This window comes from Sporosarcina highlanderae (assembly GCF_030433715.1).
In the GTDB taxonomy this organism is placed as follows: Bacteria; Bacillota; Bacilli; order Bacillales_A; family Planococcaceae; genus Sporosarcina; species Sporosarcina highlanderae.
The window spans coordinates 465,784-487,912 of the sequence record NZ_JAROCC010000001.1 but is presented as its reverse complement, the minus strand read 5'-3'; the positions used below and the strand labels follow the sequence as shown (position 1 = coordinate 487,912).

The 22,129-nt window shown below is 41.4% G+C and carries 20 protein-coding genes, 1 rRNA gene and 1 other annotated feature; of the genes, 13 read left to right on the top strand and 8 right to left on the bottom strand.

Annotated elements, in window-relative coordinates; translation table 11 throughout:
- Positions 1-161: 161 nt before the first annotated feature.
- The 7 genes from rrf (at position 162) to P5G49_RS02295 (ending at position 6,066) form a co-directional block, all read left to right on the top strand.
- Positions 162-277: ribosomal RNA gene (rrf, locus tag P5G49_RS02325) — 5S ribosomal RNA — on the top strand.
- A gap of 72 nt (positions 278-349) precedes the next feature.
- Positions 350-637, top strand: a complete 288-nt coding sequence (locus tag P5G49_RS02320) for a hypothetical protein (protein WP_301241847.1) — start codon at positions 350-352, stop codon at positions 635-637.
- A complete protein-coding gene (locus tag P5G49_RS02315; RefSeq protein WP_435877168.1) occupies positions 624-1,436 on the top strand; it encodes a YihY/virulence factor BrkB family protein in 813 nt (270 codons plus the stop codon). The genes P5G49_RS02320 and P5G49_RS02315 overlap by 14 nt, the downstream gene beginning before the upstream one ends.
- Positions 1,437-1,438: 2 nt before the next feature.
- Positions 1,439-2,101, top strand: coding sequence for a response regulator transcription factor (locus P5G49_RS02310; RefSeq protein ID WP_301241846.1), 663 nt, complete (start codon positions 1,439-1,441; stop codon positions 2,099-2,101).
- Positions 2,098-3,477 carry a sensor histidine kinase gene (locus P5G49_RS02305; RefSeq protein ID WP_301241845.1) on the top strand — a complete coding sequence of 460 codons (1,380 nt, stop codon included), beginning with the start codon at positions 2,098-2,100 and terminating at the stop codon, positions 3,475-3,477. The genes P5G49_RS02310 and P5G49_RS02305 overlap by 4 nt, the downstream gene beginning before the upstream one ends.
- Before the next feature lie 70 nt (positions 3,478-3,547).
- A complete protein-coding gene (locus P5G49_RS02300) occupies positions 3,548-3,946 on the top strand; it encodes a hypothetical protein (RefSeq protein ID WP_301241844.1) in 399 nt (132 codons plus the stop codon).
- A gap of 71 nt (positions 3,947-4,017) precedes the next feature.
- A complete protein-coding gene (locus tag P5G49_RS02295) occupies positions 4,018-6,066 on the top strand; it encodes an MMPL family transporter (protein WP_301241843.1) in 2,049 nt (682 codons plus the stop codon).
- A gap of 84 nt (positions 6,067-6,150) precedes the next feature.
- Here P5G49_RS02295 and P5G49_RS02290 read toward each other — a convergent pair whose 3' ends face one another.
- Complete coding sequence (locus P5G49_RS02290; protein WP_301241842.1) at positions 6,151-8,289, bottom strand: type IA DNA topoisomerase; 2,139 nt, start codon at positions 8,287-8,289, stop codon at positions 6,151-6,153.
- Positions 8,290-8,536: 247 nt separating this feature from the next.
- Here P5G49_RS02290 and P5G49_RS02285 point away from each other — a divergent pair, with 247 nt between their 5' ends.
- A complete protein-coding gene (locus P5G49_RS02285) occupies positions 8,537-9,463 on the top strand; it encodes a DsbA family protein (RefSeq protein ID WP_301241841.1) in 927 nt (308 codons plus the stop codon).
- Positions 9,464-9,507: 44 nt separating this feature from the next.
- Here P5G49_RS02285 and P5G49_RS02280 read toward each other — a convergent pair whose 3' ends face one another.
- From P5G49_RS02280 to P5G49_RS02270, 3 genes are all read right to left on the bottom strand, one after another.
- Positions 9,508-10,797, bottom strand: a complete 1,290-nt coding sequence (locus P5G49_RS02280; protein WP_301241840.1) for a cation:dicarboxylate symporter family transporter — start codon at positions 10,795-10,797, stop codon at positions 9,508-9,510.
- 86 nt (positions 10,798-10,883) lie between these two features.
- Complete coding sequence (locus P5G49_RS02275; RefSeq protein ID WP_301241839.1) at positions 10,884-11,774, bottom strand: response regulator; 891 nt, start codon at positions 11,772-11,774, stop codon at positions 10,884-10,886.
- Between the two features lie 13 nt (positions 11,775-11,787).
- Positions 11,788-13,050: an ATP-binding protein gene (locus tag P5G49_RS02270; RefSeq protein ID WP_301241838.1), complete on the bottom strand. Its 1,263-nt coding sequence runs from the start codon at positions 13,048-13,050 to the stop codon at positions 11,788-11,790.
- Positions 13,051-13,290: 240 nt separating this feature from the next.
- Between P5G49_RS02270 and P5G49_RS02265 the strand changes: the two genes are divergently transcribed.
- Positions 13,291-14,295: an LLM class flavin-dependent oxidoreductase gene (locus P5G49_RS02265; RefSeq protein ID WP_301241872.1), complete on the top strand. Its 1,005-nt coding sequence runs from the start codon at positions 13,291-13,293 to the stop codon at positions 14,293-14,295.
- A 53-nt stretch (positions 14,296-14,348) separates the two neighbouring features.
- Positions 14,349-14,765: a DoxX family protein gene (locus P5G49_RS02260; RefSeq protein WP_301241837.1), complete on the top strand. Its 417-nt coding sequence runs from the start codon at positions 14,349-14,351 to the stop codon at positions 14,763-14,765.
- 65 nt (positions 14,766-14,830) lie between these two features.
- On the opposite strand, the gene P5G49_RS02255 is transcribed toward P5G49_RS02260, so the two are convergent.
- Positions 14,831-15,709 (bottom strand): LysR family transcriptional regulator, encoded by an 879-nt coding sequence (locus P5G49_RS02255; RefSeq protein ID WP_301241836.1) that lies wholly within the window; start codon positions 15,707-15,709, stop codon positions 14,831-14,833.
- Between the two features lie 136 nt (positions 15,710-15,845).
- On the opposite strand from P5G49_RS02255, the gene P5G49_RS02250 reads away from it, so the two are divergent.
- Complete coding sequence (locus P5G49_RS02250; RefSeq protein ID WP_301241835.1) at positions 15,846-16,823, top strand: DMT family transporter; 978 nt, start codon at positions 15,846-15,848, stop codon at positions 16,821-16,823.
- Positions 16,824-16,895: 72 nt separating this feature from the next.
- Here the strand turns inward: P5G49_RS02250 and cdaS are convergent, their stop codons facing one another.
- Together cdaS and P5G49_RS02240 are read right to left on the bottom strand one after the other, a co-directional pair.
- A complete protein-coding gene (gene cdaS / locus P5G49_RS02245) occupies positions 16,896-17,513 on the bottom strand; it encodes a sporulation-specific diadenylate cyclase CdaS (protein ID WP_301241834.1) in 618 nt (205 codons plus the stop codon).
- Positions 17,514-17,662: 149 nt separating this feature from the next.
- Complete coding sequence (locus P5G49_RS02240) at positions 17,663-18,046, bottom strand: RidA family protein (RefSeq protein WP_301241833.1); 384 nt, start codon at positions 18,044-18,046, stop codon at positions 17,663-17,665.
- A gap of 345 nt (positions 18,047-18,391) precedes the next feature.
- On the opposite strand from P5G49_RS02240, the gene P5G49_RS02235 reads away from it, so the two are divergent.
- The gene (locus P5G49_RS02235; RefSeq protein WP_301241832.1) at positions 18,392-19,720 is read left to right on the top strand and encodes an allantoinase; all 1,329 of its coding nucleotides are present in this window, start codon (positions 18,392-18,394) and stop codon (positions 19,718-19,720) included.
- Between the two features lie 127 nt (positions 19,721-19,847).
- Positions 19,848-20,100, top strand: a binding site (T-box leader).
- An 82-nt stretch (positions 20,101-20,182) separates the two neighbouring features.
- Positions 20,183-21,496: a branched-chain amino acid transport system II carrier protein gene (gene brnQ / locus P5G49_RS02230; RefSeq protein ID WP_301241831.1), complete on the top strand. Its 1,314-nt coding sequence runs from the start codon at positions 20,183-20,185 to the stop codon at positions 21,494-21,496.
- A gap of 124 nt (positions 21,497-21,620) precedes the next feature.
- On the opposite strand, the gene P5G49_RS02225 is transcribed toward brnQ, so the two are convergent.
- Positions 21,621-21,974 carry a glyoxalase superfamily protein gene (locus tag P5G49_RS02225; protein ID WP_301241830.1) on the bottom strand — a complete coding sequence of 118 codons (354 nt, stop codon included), beginning with the start codon at positions 21,972-21,974 and terminating at the stop codon, positions 21,621-21,623.
- Positions 21,975-22,129 lie beyond the last annotated feature (155 nt).

The window sequence follows — 22,129 nt, the reverse complement described above, 5'->3', positions numbered from 1 at the left end:
ATGAGGTGGATAGGTCCGGGGTGGAAGCGTGGCGACACGTGCAGCTGACGGATACTAATCGATCGAGGACTTAACCTAAAGTTATGAAGTGCGTTGAACTTGATGTAGCAACAATGTCTCTTTTATCCGGTTTTGAACGAACAAGCATCGTTCATACATAGTCTGGTGACGAAGGCGAAGAGGTCACACCCGTTCCCATCCCGAACACGGAAGTTAAGCTCTTCAGCGCCGATGGTAGTAGGGGGCTTCCCCCTGTGAGAGTAGGACGTCGCCGGGCAAAGGCCATTCCCTCAGGGGAATGGTTTTTTTGTTTTTTATAAGCGTTAAGGACATTTGGCGCTAAATGCTTTTGACAAATCAAAAAGCTTTCCCGCGCTCAAGAATCGATTTCTGCGCTCAAGAAAACAGCCCCCGCGCTCAAGAATCGAATTCTGCGCTCAAGAAAACAGCCCCCATGCTCAAGAAGTCCCTCTCGGCACCCAAAGAGTCCACTTCAACGTCCAAAACCACCCCCATGATCGCTCGTCCAACAATCCACCCGCTTTCTTCCATAAATGAAATTTTTCCGCATTCCATTTCTTCAATAAGAATAGGGTATATTGAAGAGATAGGAGGTGAGGAAGTTGATTTTCAGTAAAGTGGTATCGCGTTTTTTCAGGGAACGTTTTTTCGATCAGGCAGCACAGACCGCATACTATTTATTATTGTCTATGTTTCCTTTCCTCATTTTCCTGTTTTCTTTGCTAAGTTATTTGCCTGTTAATGAGGAGATGTTTTTAACTTTTATTAAACCGTTTGCGCCAAGTGAGGCGTATAAAATCATTGAGCAGAATGTAAAGGCCATTATTTTCAAGGTGCAAGGAAATATCTTCTACACAAGCTTGGCGGTTGCTTTTTGGCTTTCTTCAGTTGCAGTGCAGTCCTTGGCCCGTTCACTTGATCAGGCAAATGGATTTATAAGGCGCTATGCATTTTGGAAAGTGTTAATCCGAGATTTAGGAGTTACTTTACTATTCATGTTGGTTCTATCTCTGTCGTTATTTCTTCCATTAATCGAAAGGGCCCTGCATGAGCTCGTTACGCATTATGACGTGGTTGAGCAATGGAGCGGTTGGCTGTATATATGGCCATTGGTGAAGTGGGGGTTAGGGACGCTGTTCCTCATTCTGTTCTTCTTATTGTTTTACAAAATGGTTCCTACAGGTAGAATGAAAGTAAAAGAAGTTTTGCCTGGTGCACTTTTCTCGGCGATTGGCTGGCAGCTGTTTTCACTGTTTTTCGGAAGTTATGTAGCGAATGTTGACTATACAAAACTCTACGGGCAGCTATCTGGAATCATATTGCTCGTCCTTTGGTTCTACTTCACTGCTGTCATCCTTATGGTTTCTGGGCTTCTTAATGCAGAATTAAGGGCTTCAACAAGAAGGAAGGTTTGATTATGAGAATACTTGTTGTAGATGATGACGTTAATATTTTGGAATTGGTAAGTATCCATTTATCGCAAGCGGGATATGAAGTGATCAAGGCGGCAAATGGGATTCAAGCACTTGAAAAAAGTAAAAAACACTTTCCTGATTTGGCGGTTGTGGATGTGATGATGCCGGGGATGGACGGCTTTGAATTGACGAGAAGATTACGGGAGGAAGCGGATATTCCAGTTTTATTGCTAACGGCAAAAGGGGAGTTAGAGGACAAGGAGAAAGGTTTTTTGGCAGGTTCTGATGATTATGTCGTTAAACCGTTTGAACCGAAAGAATTGCTGTTTCGCATAAATGCAATTTTAAGGCGGTATGACAAAGCGGTAGACACACTTATTGAAATAGGTCCCATAACGATCAATCGCCAAAGTTATGAGGTATCGATCGGGAAAAAGGTTCTTTTGCCCCCCCTAAAGGAATTTGAATTATTATCTGTACTGGCATCAAAACCAAATCATGTATTCGAAAGGGATTTACTTATTGAACGAGTATGGGGTTTTGACTATGAAGGGGACGAACAGACGTTGAATGTCCATATAAAACGGTTGAGGGAGAAGTTGCCGGAAGGGGTTAAGATTGTCACTGTACGAGGTGTAGGCTATAAGTTAGAGGTTACTTCATGAGGTCGCTATATGGAAAGTTCCTCTCTTTCACGATCGGCATTATGATGACAAGTACACTCATTGCATTTTTAGTCGTCAATACATATTATCACCAGCAATTGAAAGGCCAAAATGATGCAAAGAACATGAAAATTGCTTTATCACTTGCCGATTTTATCGAATCGGAAAATAAGGGCCAGCTTGCTGATTTTTTTGAAACACAGGCGGCGGTCGGTTATAAATTATACGTAGTTGATGAGGATGGACATGCGTCTTTTTATGGTGCACCATTTCGCGAGCTGAATTTAGGGCAGGATCCAATTGACAATGTTTTAAATGGCAAACAATATCACGGAATGCGTGATTTGAAGACTGAGACGTTTATGACTGGCTTCTTTTCTGATCAGTTAGCAAATACTGTTGGCGTTCCATTTGAATCCAATGGGAAGAGATATGCGCTATTCCTACGCCCAGATATTAAAATGCTGTTCACGGAAGTCCATTTTCTTTTAGGCGGTATGGTTGTCGTCATGGCTATTGTCAGTTTGTTATCGATGTTGATTGTTGCTAAAAAATTAATTGAGCCAATCACAAAGCTAACGATGGCAACGAAGAGGGTTGCGGAAGAGCGGTTTACAGGTACGCTTGAAATTAATCGTAAAGATGAGATCGGGCAGCTTGCACATAGCTTTCAAAAGATGACGGAACGATTGAGTGAGAACGACCGGATACGAAAAGAGTTCATCAGCGATGTTTCTCATGATTTTCAATCTCCGTTACTGAATATAAAAGGGTATGCGGATTTATTGGGGAATGATGATCTGTCTGAAATGGACAGGAAAAATTACGCCGCTGTCATTCAATCCGAGACGGAGAGGCTATCCTCTTTGACGAAACAACTATTATTGCTGACTTCCTTAGATCAACTGGAATCGCCCCTCCACCGGAAGTATTTTAGGCTGGATGAACAAATAAAGGACACGATTCGTAAATATCGTTGGCTTTCCGAGGAAAAGCAAATTTCCGTTTCCCTTGAATTGGACGATATTGAATTCATTGGCGACCCTGCGTTTCTTGAAAAAGTTTGGGAGAATTTAATTTCCAATGCGCTGAAATATACAGAGGCGAAAGGTGGGGTGGACATCATTTTAACCGATCATGGTGATCATGTGAAAATAGAAGTACGTGATGAAGGTATCGGGATTGCACCTGAACACTTGCCACGGCTGTTCGACCGTTTCTACCGTGTGGATGAGTCCCGTACAAACAAGATAGAAGGCACAGGTTTAGGGCTTTCCATCGTTCAAGAAGTTGTAGAACTGCATGGAGGCAATGTCCAGGTTGACAGCATAGATGGCGTAGGTACGACGTTTACAGTAACTCTTCCGAAGATGTAATATCTTGTTCATGCTCCGTTCATGTTGGCCCTCTAAGATAAGGGTATAACATTGAACAGGGGGAATAGACATGCAGGAAAAATGGAGTATACGTTTAATCCGCATATCAGCGATTTTTGGGATGATTGGGGCGTTTTTAGGGTCCCATATGGCGGGGGCAGGCTCATATGCATTCCGTCCAATCCACGCACATATACTAGTTGTCGGATGGCTATCGGTATTTGCTTGGGGAGTATTCTACAAAGTTTTTAAAGTACGAGCGAAAAAATTGGTAACAGCACACGGATGGACGGCAATCATCGGTTCAATCGGTTTGACGGCGGGCATGTGGTTACAATTCATGAAACCGTTCGATGTGCATGAAACGTTTGCGCTTATCTTCTATATTGTCGGCGGAAGCATCCTGCTCATCAGCTTTGCTTTATTCGTTTTAATCACATTTCTAATTGAGAAGGAAGGAAGACGCTGATGACTGAAGGGAAATAAAAAGGAAGGCGGCTTTGGTGGTTCTCCATCGGTATATGGCTACTGCTTACTGTCTTGCTATCCGGTGTTGCACCGGGTAGTAAAGAAAATGTAATTGCCAATAAAGACTTTGGTTTACCATCTGATACACCGTCCATTGTAGCTTCCAAACAGCTTGAAAAGTATTTTCCGAATGAGGGCGGCATCCCGCTTTTCGCTGTATTCCATATGGATGGCATACTTTCAGATGAAGAGCTTGTAGGGTTTGCCGAAGCAATTGAATCCGTGAAAGAGGATACCGTATTTGATGAAGTGGAAGTTATTCCATTATCAAAATTACAGCCCGATCTTCGTGCTTCATTTTTGTCGGAAAACGGAGAAACATTCTTTATTCCTTTAAGCTTGCCGGAAGATCTTGAAGGAAAAGACTTGCATAACCTAGTAAAGTCCATTAAGGAGTTTGTAGAGCCTCAAATCAATGAAACAATCGAACTATCTTGGACCGGTCCTGCAGGGATTGCTTCAGATGCAGTTGAGCTGTTTAGCCAAGCAGATATTGTACTGTTATTATCAACAGTTGGACTAATTTTAGTATTGCTTTTAGTCATTTACCGTTCTCCTTTATTGACACTCATCCCACTTATAGGAGCGGGCATTGTATATGCAGTTGTGGATCGAGTCGTTGGCTTCGTGACAGCACAAGGTTGGTTTGGCGTTGATAGCCAGGCGTTGTCGATAATGACAATCTTGTTATTTGCAGTCGTTACGGATTATTCGCTTTTAATCTTTTCACGCTACCGTGAGGAATTGAAGGCTAATGAGGATGCTAATGCCGCTATGCGCGAAACGATGAAACACGTGAAGGAACCTATTTTCTTTAGTGGGAGTACAATTGTATTAGGTGTCGCAACCTTGTTTTTTGCTTTGTATGAACCGTACCGTAATTTTGCACCAGTATTTGCAATTGCAGCAGGTGGGATGCTGATTGCAGGTCTGACTTTATTGCCGGCATTGTTTGCGGTTATCGGAAGAAAGGCATTTTGGCCGATTATCCCGCAATACGGTGATGTGACAGTTGAAAAGAAATCAATCTGGAGCAAAGTGGCGAATGTCGTTACGAAAAAGCCTTTGCAATTCATGATTCCAATTCTTTTGCTTCTTTTATTAGGTGCATGGAATATGACGAATATGAAAGAATCGTATGATCTTATCGCTTCTTTCCCGGAAGATCTTTCGTCCCGTGTAGGATATGAAAGGTTAGGGGCTGATTTTTCGGAAGGAAGTTTGGCACCTGGGACATTGCTTTTTGTCTCTAAGCATGAATTAGGCATGGAAGAGATGAAAACAGTAATTGATAAGATAAAAGAGAATCCAGCTATTGCTGATGTAACAACCCAAGGCAATCCAGTAAATGAAGATGGTAAAGCTGCGAAGTTCTCGATTATATTTAAAGGTAATCCATATGGAACGGAAGCATTTGATGGTTTACTCAAGCTTCGTGAAGACAGCAAGAGCATTCTTGAGGAAGCGAATTTATCGGATACTGAAATGTATATTTCGGGTGAAACAGCAATTAATGCTGATGTCAGGGATGTTAATGATAGAGATACTTGGATTGTCATGATATTAATGACAGCTTTAATCACAATTATGTTAGGCTTTCAAACAAGATCGATTATCGCACCGATATACATGATTGGTAGCATATTGCTCTCATTTGTAGCTACACTTGGCCTGTCATACTTCTTATTCGAAGTTTTCCTTGATCTTGATGGGATCAACTATCGGATTCCGCTTTATGCATTCGTCTTCCTCGTTGCACTTGGTGTCGATTATTCCATCATGCTTATTGCTCGAATCCGAGAAGAGATGAAAGTGATGCCATACGAGGATGCGGTGCGTAAGGGAGTGGAACGCACAGGCGGCGTCATCAGTTCAGCAGGTATAATCTTGGCCGCTACATTCCTTGTGCTTGCAACAATGCCGATTTATGAATTAAAACTTTTCGGTTTCATCATGGCGTTAGGCATTCTGATTGACACATTCATCGTCCGACCATTACTTATCCCAGCAGTTTTAGTACTGTTAGGCAAGAAATGGAGCTTCTGGCCGAAACGTATATAACTTGGGGTAATAAAAAAAACGGCTTTCCTTTAAATGGGAGAGCCGTTTTACTATTACATCACCGTCAAGCGCCCCTTGAGGCACTTATTTCTGAAATACTAAATTCAATTTTCCATTCTCCAAGGAGAGACTTGCACTGAACTGGTTCCCATTATTAGCGGTGAAACCTTTAATCGTATTCGTTTGCCCTTTCGTACATAGAAGCTTCACTTGAGTAGGTGTAAGCTTTTTCTTCAAGAAAACACCCGGAAAAGTCTGTTTACAACCATTCTTATAATTACTGCATCCGTAAAACTCTTTGCGGGCTACAATCGTTCCAGTTTTACAAGCCGGGCAGGGGGCAACTTCCACTGCTTGATAAGAACCTCGCGATTTGGACTGTCGCGGTGGAACCTTCGATGCATCAATTGGCTTTGCTTCCAATTGCTTCGGAACATCATCCAAAAGCTTCGTGATGAACTTCGAAATATTGTCGAGGAAATGCGGTCCGCTTCCTTCACCGTTGCCGATTTTGCGCAAATAGGTTTCCCACTTCGCTGTCATCGACGGGCTGGCAAGAAGATTGCCCTCGATTGCCTGACAAAGTACACGGCCTTTTTCAGTAATCGACACAATATTTTTAGAAACGCTAATATACCCATGCTTTTTTATCGTTTCAATAATTCCGCTTCGGGTCGCTTCCGTCCCAAGACCCTCAATCTCTTTGAGAATATCGGTTTCCTCTTTGTCTTCGACAAGCTTGCCGCAAGTTTTCATCATCGCAATGAGCTGACCTTCTGTGTAAGGCTTAGGCGGCATCGTCTTGCCCTCTTTTATCCCGATATCGGACTCTACTGACTCTTGCATGCGGAGTGGCGGCAAAGCGGGCTCGTCCTTTTCATCCTTTGACCGTTGGAATAAAGCCTTCCACCCTAAATCCTTCTCCGTTTTACCGGTCGTGAAAAATGGAAGACCATTCACATCCGTAGTCACTTTTGTCTCTGTGTATAAATAATCGGTATGGAACATGGCAAGTGTCGTTCGGATGACTTCCTCATATAGATTTCGTTCAATTGGGGAGAGCCGACTGAGCACTGCTTGAGTCGGTATTTTCTTCGTCGGAATAATGGCATAGTGTTCCTGCACCTTCGAACTGTCGACATACCGTTTCTTCGGAGCAAGCGACGCTACAGGGAATGGATGTCCGATGAGTTGTTGGTAATCTCCGACTTGGTCCTTCAAATAGGCAAATTCATTCGGAGTAATATGGCGAGCATCCGTCCGTGGGTAGGTGACAAGTTTCTTTTCATATAGACCTTGCATTGTCTTTAAAACGTTTGCTGGGCTCATCTTCCACCGTCGGTTCGCTGTTGCCTGCAAAGTTGACAGTGCATGAAGCTGAGGCGGCGGCGTCCGTTTATCGGTATGCGTGACAGAGGTAACAACACCGGGTGAGTTTGGCTGTATTCCATGTTTAGAAAGCAACTCCTGAATAATTTCCCGTTTCGGCTCCTTCGCCTTCGCTTTCCCTTTATACGTACCATGTTCGGCTTCGAAAGTCGCCTCAATTTCGAAAAACGGTTCCGATACAAAGGTCTCAATCTCGCGCTGTCGTTGATAGATTAAGTAGACTGTAGGAGTTTGCACACGTCCGATTGGAAACACTTCCTGGACCCCTTTCGCCTTCAATAAAAGAGTATATAATCTTGATGCATTCATTCCAACAAGCCAGTCGCTGATCTGCCGGGCCTTCGCTTCTTCATACAGTTGCAAGTCCTTGCGGTTATCCCGTAAGTTCGCAAATCCATTCCGCACTTCATCCACTTCAAGGGAATTGATCCAAAGCCGCTTGATTGTCTGATTGCGGGCGCCTGTTTGATAATAGATGCTGTAAAAGATGTTCGATCCTTCACGGTCCACGTCGCATGCATTAATGACCGTATCCGTCCCGCGAATCAACTTCTTCACAACCTGGAACTGCTTGAACTTCCCCTTCGCGACTTGGAACTCGTATCGTTCCGGCAAGATTGGAAGACTCCCGAGCGACCAGCGTTTCCAAGCTGGATTGTAAGCATCCGGCTCCTTCAACTCAACCAAGTGGCCGACTCCCCATGTAATGTATGCACCCGCCGGAAAGATCGGGCATGGGTTGATCTCAAGATAGCCTTCATGCTTTCGCACGGAAAAAGCATCGGCATAGGCTTTCGCTTGGGAAGGTTTTTCAGCAAGAATGACAGGCTTCATCGATACACCTCTTTTCTATTGTAATGAAACGTAGGTTCTTATATTTATATTATCGCATAAATCTCCAGGGATAGTGAAGGAATCATCCTTCAAGAAACCTGCTACTTTTTAAACACTTTCTGCAAAGTGTTGGATAAACGACAAAATCACAAATCTATTGGTATTGATATAATTCGTTATGGCTTACTATTTAGTTGTGAGGTAAATAAATATAAGAAAACTGACTCAAGAACGGAGGAAAAGTAAATTGAAGAACATGAATAGTATGATCTGTGATTTGGAAACAGGCGTCTGCGGAGTGGCTGGGGAAGAGGGAATGGAAGTTATTGATTTTAATCAACCGGAAAAATCAATTAGACTATACTACGTAACGGATCCCATCTGTTCTCATTGCTGGGCAATCGAACCGACATTTCGCCGTTTTATAGAGCAGTATGGAAATTATTTTGACGTTCATACGGTTATGGGTGGTTTGCTGGAGAAATGGCATGACGGTCCAATCGATCCTGCAAACGGTATTTATAAACCAGCCGATGTAGCAGGCCATTGGAGAGAAGTAGGAGAACATTCAAGAATGCCAATCGATGGTTCATTAATGATTGATAATCCAGTCCAATCCTCATATCCGGCTTCCCGTGTATTTAAGGTAATCCAAAAAAATCATGGTGATGCAAAAGCATCTGAGTACTTACGCCGTGCGAGAGAAGACCTTTTTGCATTCAATAAAAATGTATCAGATCTATCCGTCCTTACTGAAATTGTAAACAAGCTTGGCCTAAATGGAGAAGCAATCGTAACTGAAGCTGAACAAGCAATTGGACAAGAATTATTGAATGAAGACTTTGCTTTAGTTAGAAATTTGGGTGCGAGAGGATTCCCTACAATCATCTTGATGAATGAGGAAAACAAAGGCGTCAAAATTGTTGGAGGTCGTCCGTTTGAATACTATGTTGATGGATTGAAACAAGTTCTGAATATAGAAGAACTGCAACCAAAACAACAACCACCTTTTTCTACATTACTTGAAAAGGAAAAGCTATTGTTTTCGAAGGAAATTGAAGTAATGTATGGCGTTGATAAATCAGACGTAGAATCTTTTGTGAATAAAGAGCTTTCTTCAGATGGGTATCAAGTGAACGAACTATTAGGGGAATCATATTTTACAATTAAGTAATCAAAAAACACTGTCCGGCAAATATCGCCAGACAGTGTTTTTTATTATACCAAGTTCTCTTCAGCAGGAACCAAATGCTGTTTCTCATCTTTTTGTTTCGGTTCCTCGCCAAAGCGACCTTCCCATTTTGAAATGACAACTGTAGACAACGAGTTACCTACTACGTTAACGACTGTACGTGCCATATCAAGCAAACGGTCAATTCCTACGATTAACGCCAATCCTTCAACTGGAATACCGACTGTGCCGAGTGTTGCAAGTAATACAACGAATGATACGCCAGGCACGCCCGCGATCCCTTTGGACGTAATCATTAATACAAGAACTAACATCACTTGATCCATAATGCTTAAGTCAATGCCGTACATTTGCGCGATGAAAATTGCAGCAAGCGCCTGATACAAAGTCGAGCCGTCCAGGTTAAACGAATAGCCGGTCGGAACAACAAATGAAACAATATCCTTTGGTGCACCGAATTTTTCCATCTTTTCCATGACTTTCGGCAATACCGTTTCTGAGCTGGATGTAGAATAAGCAAGAATCAATTCTTCCTTCAGCAGTTTCAGGAAGGAGAAAATATTAACCCCAACCATTTTTGCAATTCCACCCAACACGACTACAATGAAGAACGCCATTGTTGCATAGACTAAAATCATTAATTTACCCATTGGAATAAGCGATTCCAAACCAAACTTCGAAACGGTCACTCCGATAAGTGCAAACACACCGATTGGAGCAAATTTCATGATCAGGTTTGTAACGAAGAACATTGCATCTGCTACCCCTTGGAAAAATGCCAATACCGGCTTTCCGCGTTCACCGATAGCTGCAACGCCTAAACCGAACAGGACAGAGAAGAAAATGATGGATAGCATATTACCAGCCGCCATCGCATCTACGATATTACTTGGGACGATACTGACCAGTACATCCATGAAACCGTTGTTTTGAACCTCTGTGGTCGTCTGGACATAATTATCGATATTCCCTTTTTGCAATACGGACATATCGATTCCGACACCCGGCTTGAAAATATTGGCGGCAAATAGGCCTACCAAAATGGCAATTGTCGTGACAATTTCAAAGTAAATAAGCGTTTTTCCGCCAAGTTTACCTAATTGTTTCATATCACCTGTGCCTGCTACTCCGACGATCAAAGTAGAAATAATGATTGGAACAACAATCATTTTAATCATATTGATGAACATCGTGCCAATCGGCTGTAAATAAGTCTCAACATTCTGGTTTCCGTAGAAGATTGCCCCTACTGCGATACCAAGAGCAAGACCAATTAATATTTGATATGCTAAAGAGATTTTAAATTTCTTTTTCATTGTAATTCCCCTTTACACCTTGAATGGAAGCGCTTTCTGAAAGCGTGTTTTTATTGTAAAGGGAACCTACGGAAATCTACGGAAACCTACGAAAAGTTTTTTTGCTGCTCTACAGTTTCTTTGTAAAGCATTAGCAAAAACTTTTTCACTTGGATTTTCACGGGTCGGGTTGGTGTCTCTTCATTTTGAATTTGTCTCATTCGCATCGTAATCTCTTGAAAATCAAAGAAGCGGGGCGCATAGTATTCGAACTCGTGGATTGTATAATCCACTGCACCAAGTGATGCCAAATGGTCAATGGCAACAGAAATGGCCCGCCGAATTCGCTGCTCAATTGCCTTCACCTCTTTGGGCAAATCCCTTTCAACTGTGCCCATTTTGCGAGCCGCCAATTCATAGAGTTCTTTCAAAGGGGGAAGCGAGTCGACGTTCCTCTGCTCAGTCAACACTTCGATAATATACAATAAATCCCTGCTACCATTTTCGCCTGCAATCCCCATGTCCCGTAGCACAGATAACACTACTTCTTTTAAAGTACGAGGCGTTTTCTCCAGTAAAGGAGATCCGATAACCGCTAATGAATCTCGTATCGTTACGAGAGATTGCATTAGCTGCTCCTTCTCAACTGTCCTTCGCAAGACGCTTTCGACCTCAATCCGATTAATTGGTTTATGGATGAAGAAATCAACGCCTGCCAGGTATGCTTCTCCGACCATCTCTTTGTTGACGACTTGAGATAGCATGACAAACTGCCCTTGAAATCCTTCAGTTTTCAATTGTCGGACCATTTCAATCCCGTCCATTTCTGGCATTAGCAAATCAATCAAGACTATATTTGGTATTAGAGTATGCACTTGTTCTATAGTTTTCAAGCCGCCATCCGCTTCGCCGACAACGATTCCGAGTCCCTGATCGACAATAATCGATTTCAGCATGGAGCGGCTTACGTTGTCGTCATCAATTATGAAATATCTCATTCCTACACACACCTCATTGTTGTAACCTTTCTAATGGGACATTTACTTGGAATAAAGTCCCTTTCTCCAATTCATTCACCTCAACGCTTCCTCCAAGCGATTCAGTAATTGCTTTTACATGCGATAACCCAATCCCGGTGGCTTGTGCACCTTGATCATTGTATTTCGTAGTGAATCCGGGTTCGAAAATCAGCTTTTGATTGTCGGCTGAAATTCCTTTCCCATCATCTATGATTTGAAAATAAACTTGTCCTCCCGTAAGACTCACTGTCATACGTACTGTTCCTGTATGTTCAATCGCCTCGACAGCATTTGCTGTTAGGTTATTCAGTATGGCCAACAGCAAGATATGTTGCTCAGTTTGGAAGTCTGTAGTTTGTTTTATGTAAAAGGTCACCTGCTTACCAAGCATCTTACTATATTTTTGATTCGCTGATTGTACCATTTCCATAATAGTAGATATAGAAAAAACCGGCATTTCCTCTAATTTCGTCAGTTGTGAAAGACCAGCTAAAATTCGTTGTGAATCTTTTTTCACTTCGTGGATTTCCTGTGCGATCTGCAATGCCTGAATGCCTAACGGACGCTGTTCTCCTTGCTGAAGTTTACGGTACAGATCATAGCTTGAAGCCGTAATCTGTTCCATATGATCCATGGACTTTTGCAAATATAACGTTTCCGCATACAGTTCGGATCCAATTCCTAAAATTTCCCGGACACGTTGTTTCTCTTTTGACAGAGCAACGGAACTATAAAGGCCGACTGTAAAAAAGCTACGCAGCAATGCGACACCGACTAGGATTGACCACTCTTTTACATCGAGCAAGTAATGTGCTGTCCACCAATTACGTACTGCATGTTCTGCAGTATTGCCAACGATTTCAAACAAAATAGCAAGCATACCAAGCTGCAATGGATGTGATTTAAACTTCTCCAAGCCTACAAAATGCCAGCCCGCTGCAAACAAGAAATAAAATAAAACTACAGGCAAGTGCATTTGAACACTTTCCGCCAAATCAGCCCCTAATAATAGCTGCTCAATAACACGAAACAAAACAACCGTTACTGCTGTTACAAGTCCGGTTCTCAAAATAGACTTCGGAGGGTAAATTAAAATCAGCAAAAAAAACACAATTCCACCGAGCGCAAAACGAAACGGCTCCCCTGCAAACGGAATCACCTTCAGTTCTCCAGTGATCGCCGTCAAAAGGGCAATAAAAATGATTCGAGCCGTTTCGGACTGGTATATATGCTGCCACGCTAGTTTTGATTTCATTAGAGTTTGCTCCTTGTAGCTTTTTAAATTCATATGTCCAGGGATTATTAACCTCATTATACAAGACTTTGTCCGGCATGACTTCCCGCAGAAGCCTTTTTCAAATTAGTTACTTGACTATCCGTTGTGTTGAATGTATAGTAACTTACATAAAGTAAGTAACTAACCATTTGTTTATCTTAATGGTAATAGGAGGTGACTAAATTGATAGAAATCGGACTCTATACACTTGCAGATATAATGACAGATCCAATATCAGGAAAGACCGTTAGTTCGGGGCAAAGAATGAAAGAGATTGTGGAGGCTGCAAAACTCGCTGATGAAGCGGGATTGGATATTTTCGGGGTAGGTGAACATCATCGACTGGACTATGCCGTCTCCTCACCCCCTGTCGTATTAGCCTCTATAGCCCAACTAACTAAACGAATCAAACTGACGAGTGCGACTACCGTTTTAAGCACGGTTGACCCGGTTCGTCTGTTTGAGGACTTTGCTACATTGGATCTGCTATCAGATGGACGAGCAGAAATAATTACAGGTCGTGGCGCTTTTATTGAATCATTTCCTCTATTTGGATATGACACAAGTAACTATGATGCTTTGTTCTCGGAAAACATCGATTTGTTATTAAAGCTTAACAAAAACGAGCGAATAACTTGGGATGGCCGTTTCCGTTCGTCGCTAAAGAATGCTGAAATTGCCCCTCGCCCCTTACAACAAGAATTGCCAGTATGGATTGGTGTTGGAGGGACCCCGGGTAGTGCAGTCCGTGCTGGCAAGTTAGGCGTAGGAATGGCGATGGCAATCTTGGGGGGCGACCCTGCAAGATTCAAACCATTGGTGGATTTATACCGTGAAGCGGGAATAGAGGCTGGACATCGCATAGAGGATCTTAAAATAGGTGTAACGGGCCATGGGTATATTTCGAATACAACTCAACAAGCGAAAGAGGAATTCTATCCGTATTATTCAAATTATTGGTCAGCAGTAAACCGTCAACGTGGGATGATTTCGGGAAGGATGTCGAGTTCGGAATTTGAACAGCTTGCGAATCAAGACACCGCTTTGTTTGTAGGTAGCCCAGAGCAGATTGTTGAAAAAATCCTTCGACAATATGAACTCTTTGGTCACCAACGATTCATGGCACAAATGGATATTGGTGGTTTACCGTTGGAAAAAGTAGCTAAGAGTATCGAGTTGTTGGCTACTAAGGTTGCTCCAATAGTAAGGAAAGCAACAAGCTAAATAATATAGTTATTATGGATTAACACTATAAGTAGATAGAGGAGTATGAAAAAATGGATAAAAAATTTGAATGGAGTCTATTGATTCTTCGAGTGGTTTTAGGAGTAACATTCTTAGTACATGGCATCGCAAAATTTCAAATGGGCCTCGGAAATGTAGCAGGCTGGTTTGAAAGCATTGGTATTTTAGGCTTTCTCGGTTATGTAGTTGCTTTCATTGAATTGCTTGGAGGAATTGCATTAATCATAGGAATCGGTACAAGACTTTTCTCAGCTTTAATTGCAGTTGTAATGGTTGGAGCAATCTTTACATCCAAGTTGTCTTTAGGTTTCATTGGTGCAGAGGCTGCGGGGTATGAACTAGATTTAGTCCTATTATCAATCGCAGTCGTATTAGTGATTAGCGGAAGCCAATTGCTTTCTTTAGATAATAAGCTTTTTGGATCTGCAAAAGATGATATAGCCGCATAACATAATGAAGGAGCAAAGGCCAAATTTCTTGCTGAAACTAGCAAAAAATTCGACCTTTTTTTTTCCTAATGGGCCAGCGGGAAATCCCATTCACCGTCAATCTGTTCAAAGGTTTCGACAAACTTTTCAAGTGTTGATGTTAAATGGGCGTCTTTTCTTCTTATGAAAACGGTATTAATCTTGCTGTATTTTTCGGGCAAATAGTGACAATGGACAAGGCCTCTCTTTTCCAAATGACCAACAGCAGATTTTGGAACAAACGTAATCCCAAGTCCCATAGTAACGCTACCTAAAATTGTTTCCAACGTACCGAATTCCATTACTTTCTGTGGTACTTTGTTTTGATCTTTATACCATTTTGCAAGTCTTGCCCGGTACCCGCAACCTTTACTAAAGCATAGAATCGGTTCTTCTATTAGCTGTTCAATTGATGTTTTTGTACTGTCCGATAGTAAGACAAGTTCTTCCTCGAAGACATCGTGGGAAACAAGATCAGGGTGTTGATCGATTTCAGTCACGAATGCACCGTCCAAACGATGGTTTAAAACATCATTTTGAAGCTGTTCAGTAACACCTGTAAGTAGTGATAAATCAACGTTTCTATATTTCTTGCTGTAAGAAGATAAAATTACTGGTAATCTAATAACTGTTTCAACGGTTCCGATTTCAAGTTTGCCTGCTGGTTCAGATTTACTTTGAACAACTTTTTTCATTTCATTTGTTAGTGATAATATTTTCTCGGAATAGACAAGTAGTTTTTTCCCTTCAGGAGTTAGTGTCATTCCGCGGTTATGACGGTTGAAAAGAGCTGTATTCATTTCTGCCTCAAGTTTTTTTATTCTTGAAGTGATATTGGACTGGACGTAACTTAATTCTTTTGCAGCTTCAGAAATCGTGCCTTTACGCGCAACCATTTCAAAAATCTCCAAATCCTTGAACTCCATCTGAACTCCCCTTTCCACTTGCTCACAACTTATGATATCACTATTTGAGATATCTAACATCAAAATTGTTCATTTTGAGAGATACCGACTTTGTGTTTCAATAGATATAGAAGGTAATTGAAGGAGACATCTTAGAATGAAGAACAGAGTATTGGTTGCCGCTATTTTATGTTTAATTTCTGCAGTATCCTGGGGCGCTATGTTTCCGGTTGCGAATCATGCGTTTCATCATTTAGACCCATTTTATTTTACTCTTTTTCGTTATGGTCTCGTAACGATCATTTTACTTGTATGGCTATTTTGGAAGGAAGGTATTAATGCTTTTCGCTTTGAAGGGAAGGGCTGGCACCTGTGGTTTTTCGGAACGATGGCCTTTACGGTTTATAATTTGCTCATTTTCTGGGGACAGGATTTGTTGGGCAATCCAGGTACTATGATAGCTTCCATTATGGAATCATTGATGCCTATGATTTCCATCGTTATTGCTTGGGTGTTCATAAGGCAACGACCACAAGCATTTACGATATTTTGTGTGGTTATTGGGTTCGTCGGTGCTTCGTTAGTCGTAACGAAAGGTAATTTTGGCACCTTTTTCACAGAGACAAATGACATTATCCCATCTTTATTGATTCTGCTTGCGGTCATTGGATGGGTTGTATACACGATGGGGGGAGGCAAATTCAGCAATGATGGCTGGTCTGCCTTACGTTATTCGACTCTTAGCTGTTTGCTTGGAACTGTGACTGCTGCAATTGTGGTTTTCGTTGCAACATTAACAGGCTATGTTTCAGTACCAACCGTCGAAACAATGATCATTACAAGCCCTCATATTGCATTCATGGTGATTTTCCCAGGCGTTATTGCCTTGGTAGGATGGAATTACGGTGTAAGTGTTATCACACCGTTAAATGGACTGTTATTCCTTAACTTCGTACCTGTTACGACATTGGTCATTCAAATTTTTCAAGGTGCAAGCATCACTGCTTATGATTATATCGGCACCATTTTTATTATCGTATCATTACTTTTAAACAATGTTTATCTTCGACTACAGCAGAAAAGAAGAGAACCGAAAGAGGAGTTCAAAGGAAGATTACAGGAGCGAGAAGCATGATAAAGAAGCTGTCCAGGAAATCGTCTGGACAGCTTCTTTTTGTACACGTACTTAAATGAAAATTATTTATTTCTACCCAACCCACGTAGTAATCGGAAACAGCTCCCCCTTGAAAGCAAATGAAACTCTACCCGTTTCCTCCGATACGACAAGGACCAGTGCATCACTACGTTCCGTCAAACCCAAAGCGGCGCGATGCCTTGTTCCTAATTTCCTCTCCCCCGTAAATCTACCGGATAATGGAAGGACATTTGTTGCAGAAACGATTTGGTTTTGATTCACTAACACTGCGCCATCGTGTAGCGGGCTCCCGGGATAGAAGATGGATTCTAACAAGCTGTGCGTCAAATCGGCTCCAATTGGAATACCAGATGTCAGTAGAGATTCAAGAGGATTTTCCCGTTGTATTACGATTAAACCACCATGTTTTAGTCTGGACATATTTTGGACACACGTTGACAGTTCGGGGTATTTATCTGTAAAAGGCGATAGATAACAGTTCAAATAGAAAGTTGCGGCTTTCATTTCGATGGTTAAAAAGTCCCTTTTTATTTTTTCGAAATCCCCAAGGAGACAATTCTCCTCATCGACGATGGATTCTATATTATTTTGTAAAGCTACGATAAGCTTTCGAATGTCTTCTTTTAGCACTTTTTTCATCGGTGAAAAATCGCAATTTATTTTTTTCAACAAACTCATCTCCTTATTTTCATTCGGTTATATCGAAAGTTTGTCCATATAGGGGTGAATTAATCGAATTACTCCACGGCTTGAAGTATCCATTTACCGAAAAAAACCCACTGGAGCAGTGGGCTCAGTGGGTTTCTGTCAATGTTTTATTAGTTCGGTTTTTTAGCAATGAATTCGATTTCAACCTCTGCCCCAAGTGGTAATCCCACAACAGCGACGCAAGTTCTTGCAGGGTAAGGTTTAGAAAACTTTGTTGCATATACATCGTTCATTGCGGAAAAATTATTCATATCCGTCAAGTAAACATTAGCCTTTACAACATCATCAGGAGTAAGGCCGGCTGCTTCAAGTGCCTCGAATAAGTGTTTAAAGCATAGCTCCGTTTGCCCGGCAATGTCACCTGTCATATCCTTTGCACCAACAGAGTTCATTGCAGTTTGACCAGATAAGTAAACTAAATCACCTGCGTCTACCGCAGCTGAATATGGACCTGATGCAGTTGCACCTTTCACCTCATAAGCAATTCTTGTCATTATGATTCCTCCTTTATTCAATGACTGTCCATCGGACGATTCAACAACCCAATCGTAGTATTCCAAACCGGAAATATCAATCTTTCCGGTTTGGAACAAAGTTAATCCGAGAAATTATATCTCTTGAGACATTAAAAATATCTGGGATGAATAATAAGGTCTGTTTAGTAAAACATACAAGTCGACAGTAATGAATAAAAAGAGAGTATGACTACGGTGTGAATTGTTCAAAGTGAACAATGTCACTGTAGAATCAGGCATATCCCTCATTGTTTACATTATTTGTCTGGTATAATATTTTAGTAATAAGTGAAATTAAAAATTCACGTCTGGAGGAGTACAATTATGGCTACTTATGATCTAATTATTAAAAATGGAACAATTGTAACTGCAGATACTACTATCCAAGGTGATATCGCAGTTAAAGACGGAAAAATAGTAGAAGTATCTTCTAACAATTCATTAGAAGGAACAGCAACCCGTGAAATTAACGCGGAAGGTCTACATATTTTCCCTGGCATGATTGACACTCATGTTCATTTTAACGAACCTGGAAGAACAGAATGGGAAGGCTTGGAAACGGGGAGCAGAAGCTTAGCAGCTGGCGGTGCTACGTCATTTTTTGATATGCCACTGAATAGTACGCCTCCGACTATTAATAAAGAAAATTTGGAGCTGAAGCGTTCACTTGCTGCTGAAAAATCAATCGTGAACCCATATTTCTGGGGAGGACTTGTACCGGAAAATATTGCTGATTTAAAAGATCTCCATGAAAATGGTGTTATTGGCTTCAAGGCATTCATGTCACCAAGCGGAATTGACGATTTCCATAATGTCGATGATGAAACGATCTATAAAGGTATGAAAGAGATTGCATCCTTAGGATCCATTTTGGCGGTACACGCAGAAAGTACGGTCATGTGCGAACAGCTTGCAAATGAAAAAATTGGTGAAGGTAAAGTAACTGCAAGGGATTATGTCGAATCCCGACCAATCATTTCAGAGATTGAAGCCGTAAGAAGAATTATCTCGTATGCGGAATTAACTGGATGTAAGCTTCATATCGTGCATGCAAGTAGCCGAAAAGTTGTTGAAGTAATCAAGGCTGCACAGCAACGTGGTGTTGATGTTACAGTTGAAACATGCCCACATTACTTGTCACTGACGGTTAAAGATCTGGAAGAGCAAGGTGTAATCGCAAAATGCGCACCGCCTCTACGCGATGAAGAAGAAGTGGAAGATCTATGGAAAGCGGTTGCTGAAGGTGAAATCACGACAATCGGTTCTGACCACTCCCCAGCTCCAGCATCCATGAAAGTTATAAAAGACAATATTTTCGACGGTTGGGGAGGTATTTCTGGAGCGCAATCCTCTCTGAATATCCTATTGACAGAAGGATATTTCAAACGTAATGTTCCGTTGGAAAAAATTGTTGAACTAACAGCAACTAACCCTGCAAAACTGTTCGGACTTGAAAATAAGGGAACAATCGCAGTTAATTATGACGCTGATTTAACGCTTATTGATCTGAACGAAAGCTTTGAATTGAAAAAAGAAGATCTATTCTACCGCCATAAGCACTCCCCATACATTGGTAGAACTTACAAAGGGGCAGTGAAGACGACAATTGTCGGTGGGGAAGTTGTGTTTGATAACGGGCAACTAACAAAATAATATCTCCACAATAACAAATACCCCGTTCCGGTAATGGAACGGGGTATTTATATTCAATCCATCATGAAATAAATAAAACATATTGACTTTTCGAATCACTCTCTGTTAGATTGTATTGTAATAGTAATAATAATCTGTGACGAGAAATAGTAAGAGAAGAAACATTGTACCTCAGAGAGTCGGCGTTTGGTGAAAGTCGATGTACAGGTCTTTTCTGAAAATCCTCTCCGAGATGCAAAGCTGAAATTAGTAAGCGATGCCGGATTTCCACCGTTACATGGAACACGTATAGTAGTACGTGACAGAGAGCCGTATTGTTTCTTCTTTAGGGAAACCTTGCGGAATATGGGTGGTAACGCGAGTACAAACTCGTCCCTGTTGAGGGGCGGGTTTTTTTGTGTTTAAAAGAGGAGATCTCACAATTTATAGATGCTTTATTGCTGAGAATTAGGAGGTAATACGATGACTAAAAAAACTGTATTGTTTTCGGGACTAATGCTTTTTTCTTTATTTTTTGGCGCAGGGAATCTTATTTTTCCACCATTGTTAGGATTGCAATCTGGTGAAAGCTTTGGACCTGCGATTACAGGATTCTTAATCACGGGTGTTCTGTTGCCGTTCATGGCAGTAATGGCAATTTCTTTGTCCGAAAACGGGTTAGTATCCATTGGAAACCGTGTCCATCGAGTGTTCGGCCTAGTTTTTGCGATTATCATATATATGTCCATCGGTGCGCTATATGGAATTCCGAGGGCTTCCAATGTCGCTTATGAGTTAGGGTTCAAACAAATCATGGTCGTTGAAGGTTGGTTGGCGTTACTTGTATTTTCACTACTATTCTTTGGGGTAACCTATTTTATTAGCCTGAATCCAAAGAAGATAGTCGATCGCATCGGACAGCTCTTAACGCCTCTTTTATTGCTCGTTTTAGGGGTATTAGTTGTCCAGGCTTTTATCAAATTTGAAAATATTGCCTCTCCAGCAGTAGGTGATTATGTCACAACCCCTTTTGTCAAAGGTTTTGTTGAAGGATACTTCACTATGGATGCTGTGGCGGCGCTTGCGTTTGGAATTGTTGTGATAAACGCCTTAAAAGATAAAGGTGCAAAATCCAAGTTGGATCTGGTAAAAGGGACATTCGGAGCCGGTGTAATTGCCGGAGTTGGACTGGTCATTGTTTATATCTCCCTCGGATGGATTGGTAGGGTTATACCGAAAGAAACCGACTTTGCAAATGGTGCAGAAGTGTTGACTGTTGCATCAGGCATACTATTTGCGCGAGGCGGGGGTCTTTTATTTGGTGTAATTGTTATATTGGCGTGTCTCACGACTTGTGTTGGCTTGATCACGGCCTGTGCAAGATTTTTCAATGAGATTTTACCACGGTTCCATTATAGATTCTATGTGGCTGTTTTTACATTGGTCGGCTTATTAGTTTCGAATTTGGGGTTAAATCTTATTCTTAGTTTGGCGACTCCTCTATTGGTGTTCATTTATCCGATAGCTATCGTGTTGGTTATACTTTCTTTACTCCAACATTTTGTAGGTGGAGGTAAGATGATGTACAGGTTAACAGTATCGGTGGCGTCAATTTTTGCATTATATGACGTGTTGGTTAACCTTGGTTTTCAACTTCAGCGCTCAACAGAACTACTGGAAATCATTCCGTTCTTTGAATACGGATTGGGTTGGGTCCTACCTGCATTTGTTGCTGCATTGGTTGGATATGTAGTTGACAAGGGCAGTGGGCAAGTCCAAAAGTTAACAATAAACTAATTAAACTAATAGAAGTTTCCCTTGCACCTTTATACTGATCGAAAATTTCACAATTAGATTCTGGCCTTTCCCTTATTTTATTGGGAAGGGCCTTTTCCAAATTCCAATCACCTCTGTAAACTTCTTACTCACAATCCTCGTAAAATAGTATTTTATTTAAAAATGGATCGATAACACAAAACTCAACCGTATTCCACGGCGTTGTCTCAATAGCGGGTTTAGCGTAGCGATACCTTTTTTTCGACAGATAGTCATGATAACTTTCTATGTTTTGGATTTTAACCCGGATTGAACTGCCCGGAGTTGCATCACCATGGTGTTCAGTAAGGTGTAGAATGATGCCATTCATTGAAGTTTGAAGGTAAAGGGGCATGTTGTCCCCAAACTGATGCTGCCAATCTAATTGAAAACCCAAGTAATCAAAATAGAATTCTTTGGCCTTTTCGATGTCAAAAATCCGAAATATAGGTGTAATCATCGACTCAACCTCCTTTTAAGAATAATGTCAACTTTGCAAACTGCTCTTTGTAGCTAAGTATACTTAACATTTACGGTGAAGAGAAGGTATTAAGAACAAATATAGACACTTTGAAGACATGGGATGTTTAAAAATTTGTTCAAGGGTTATTCTTA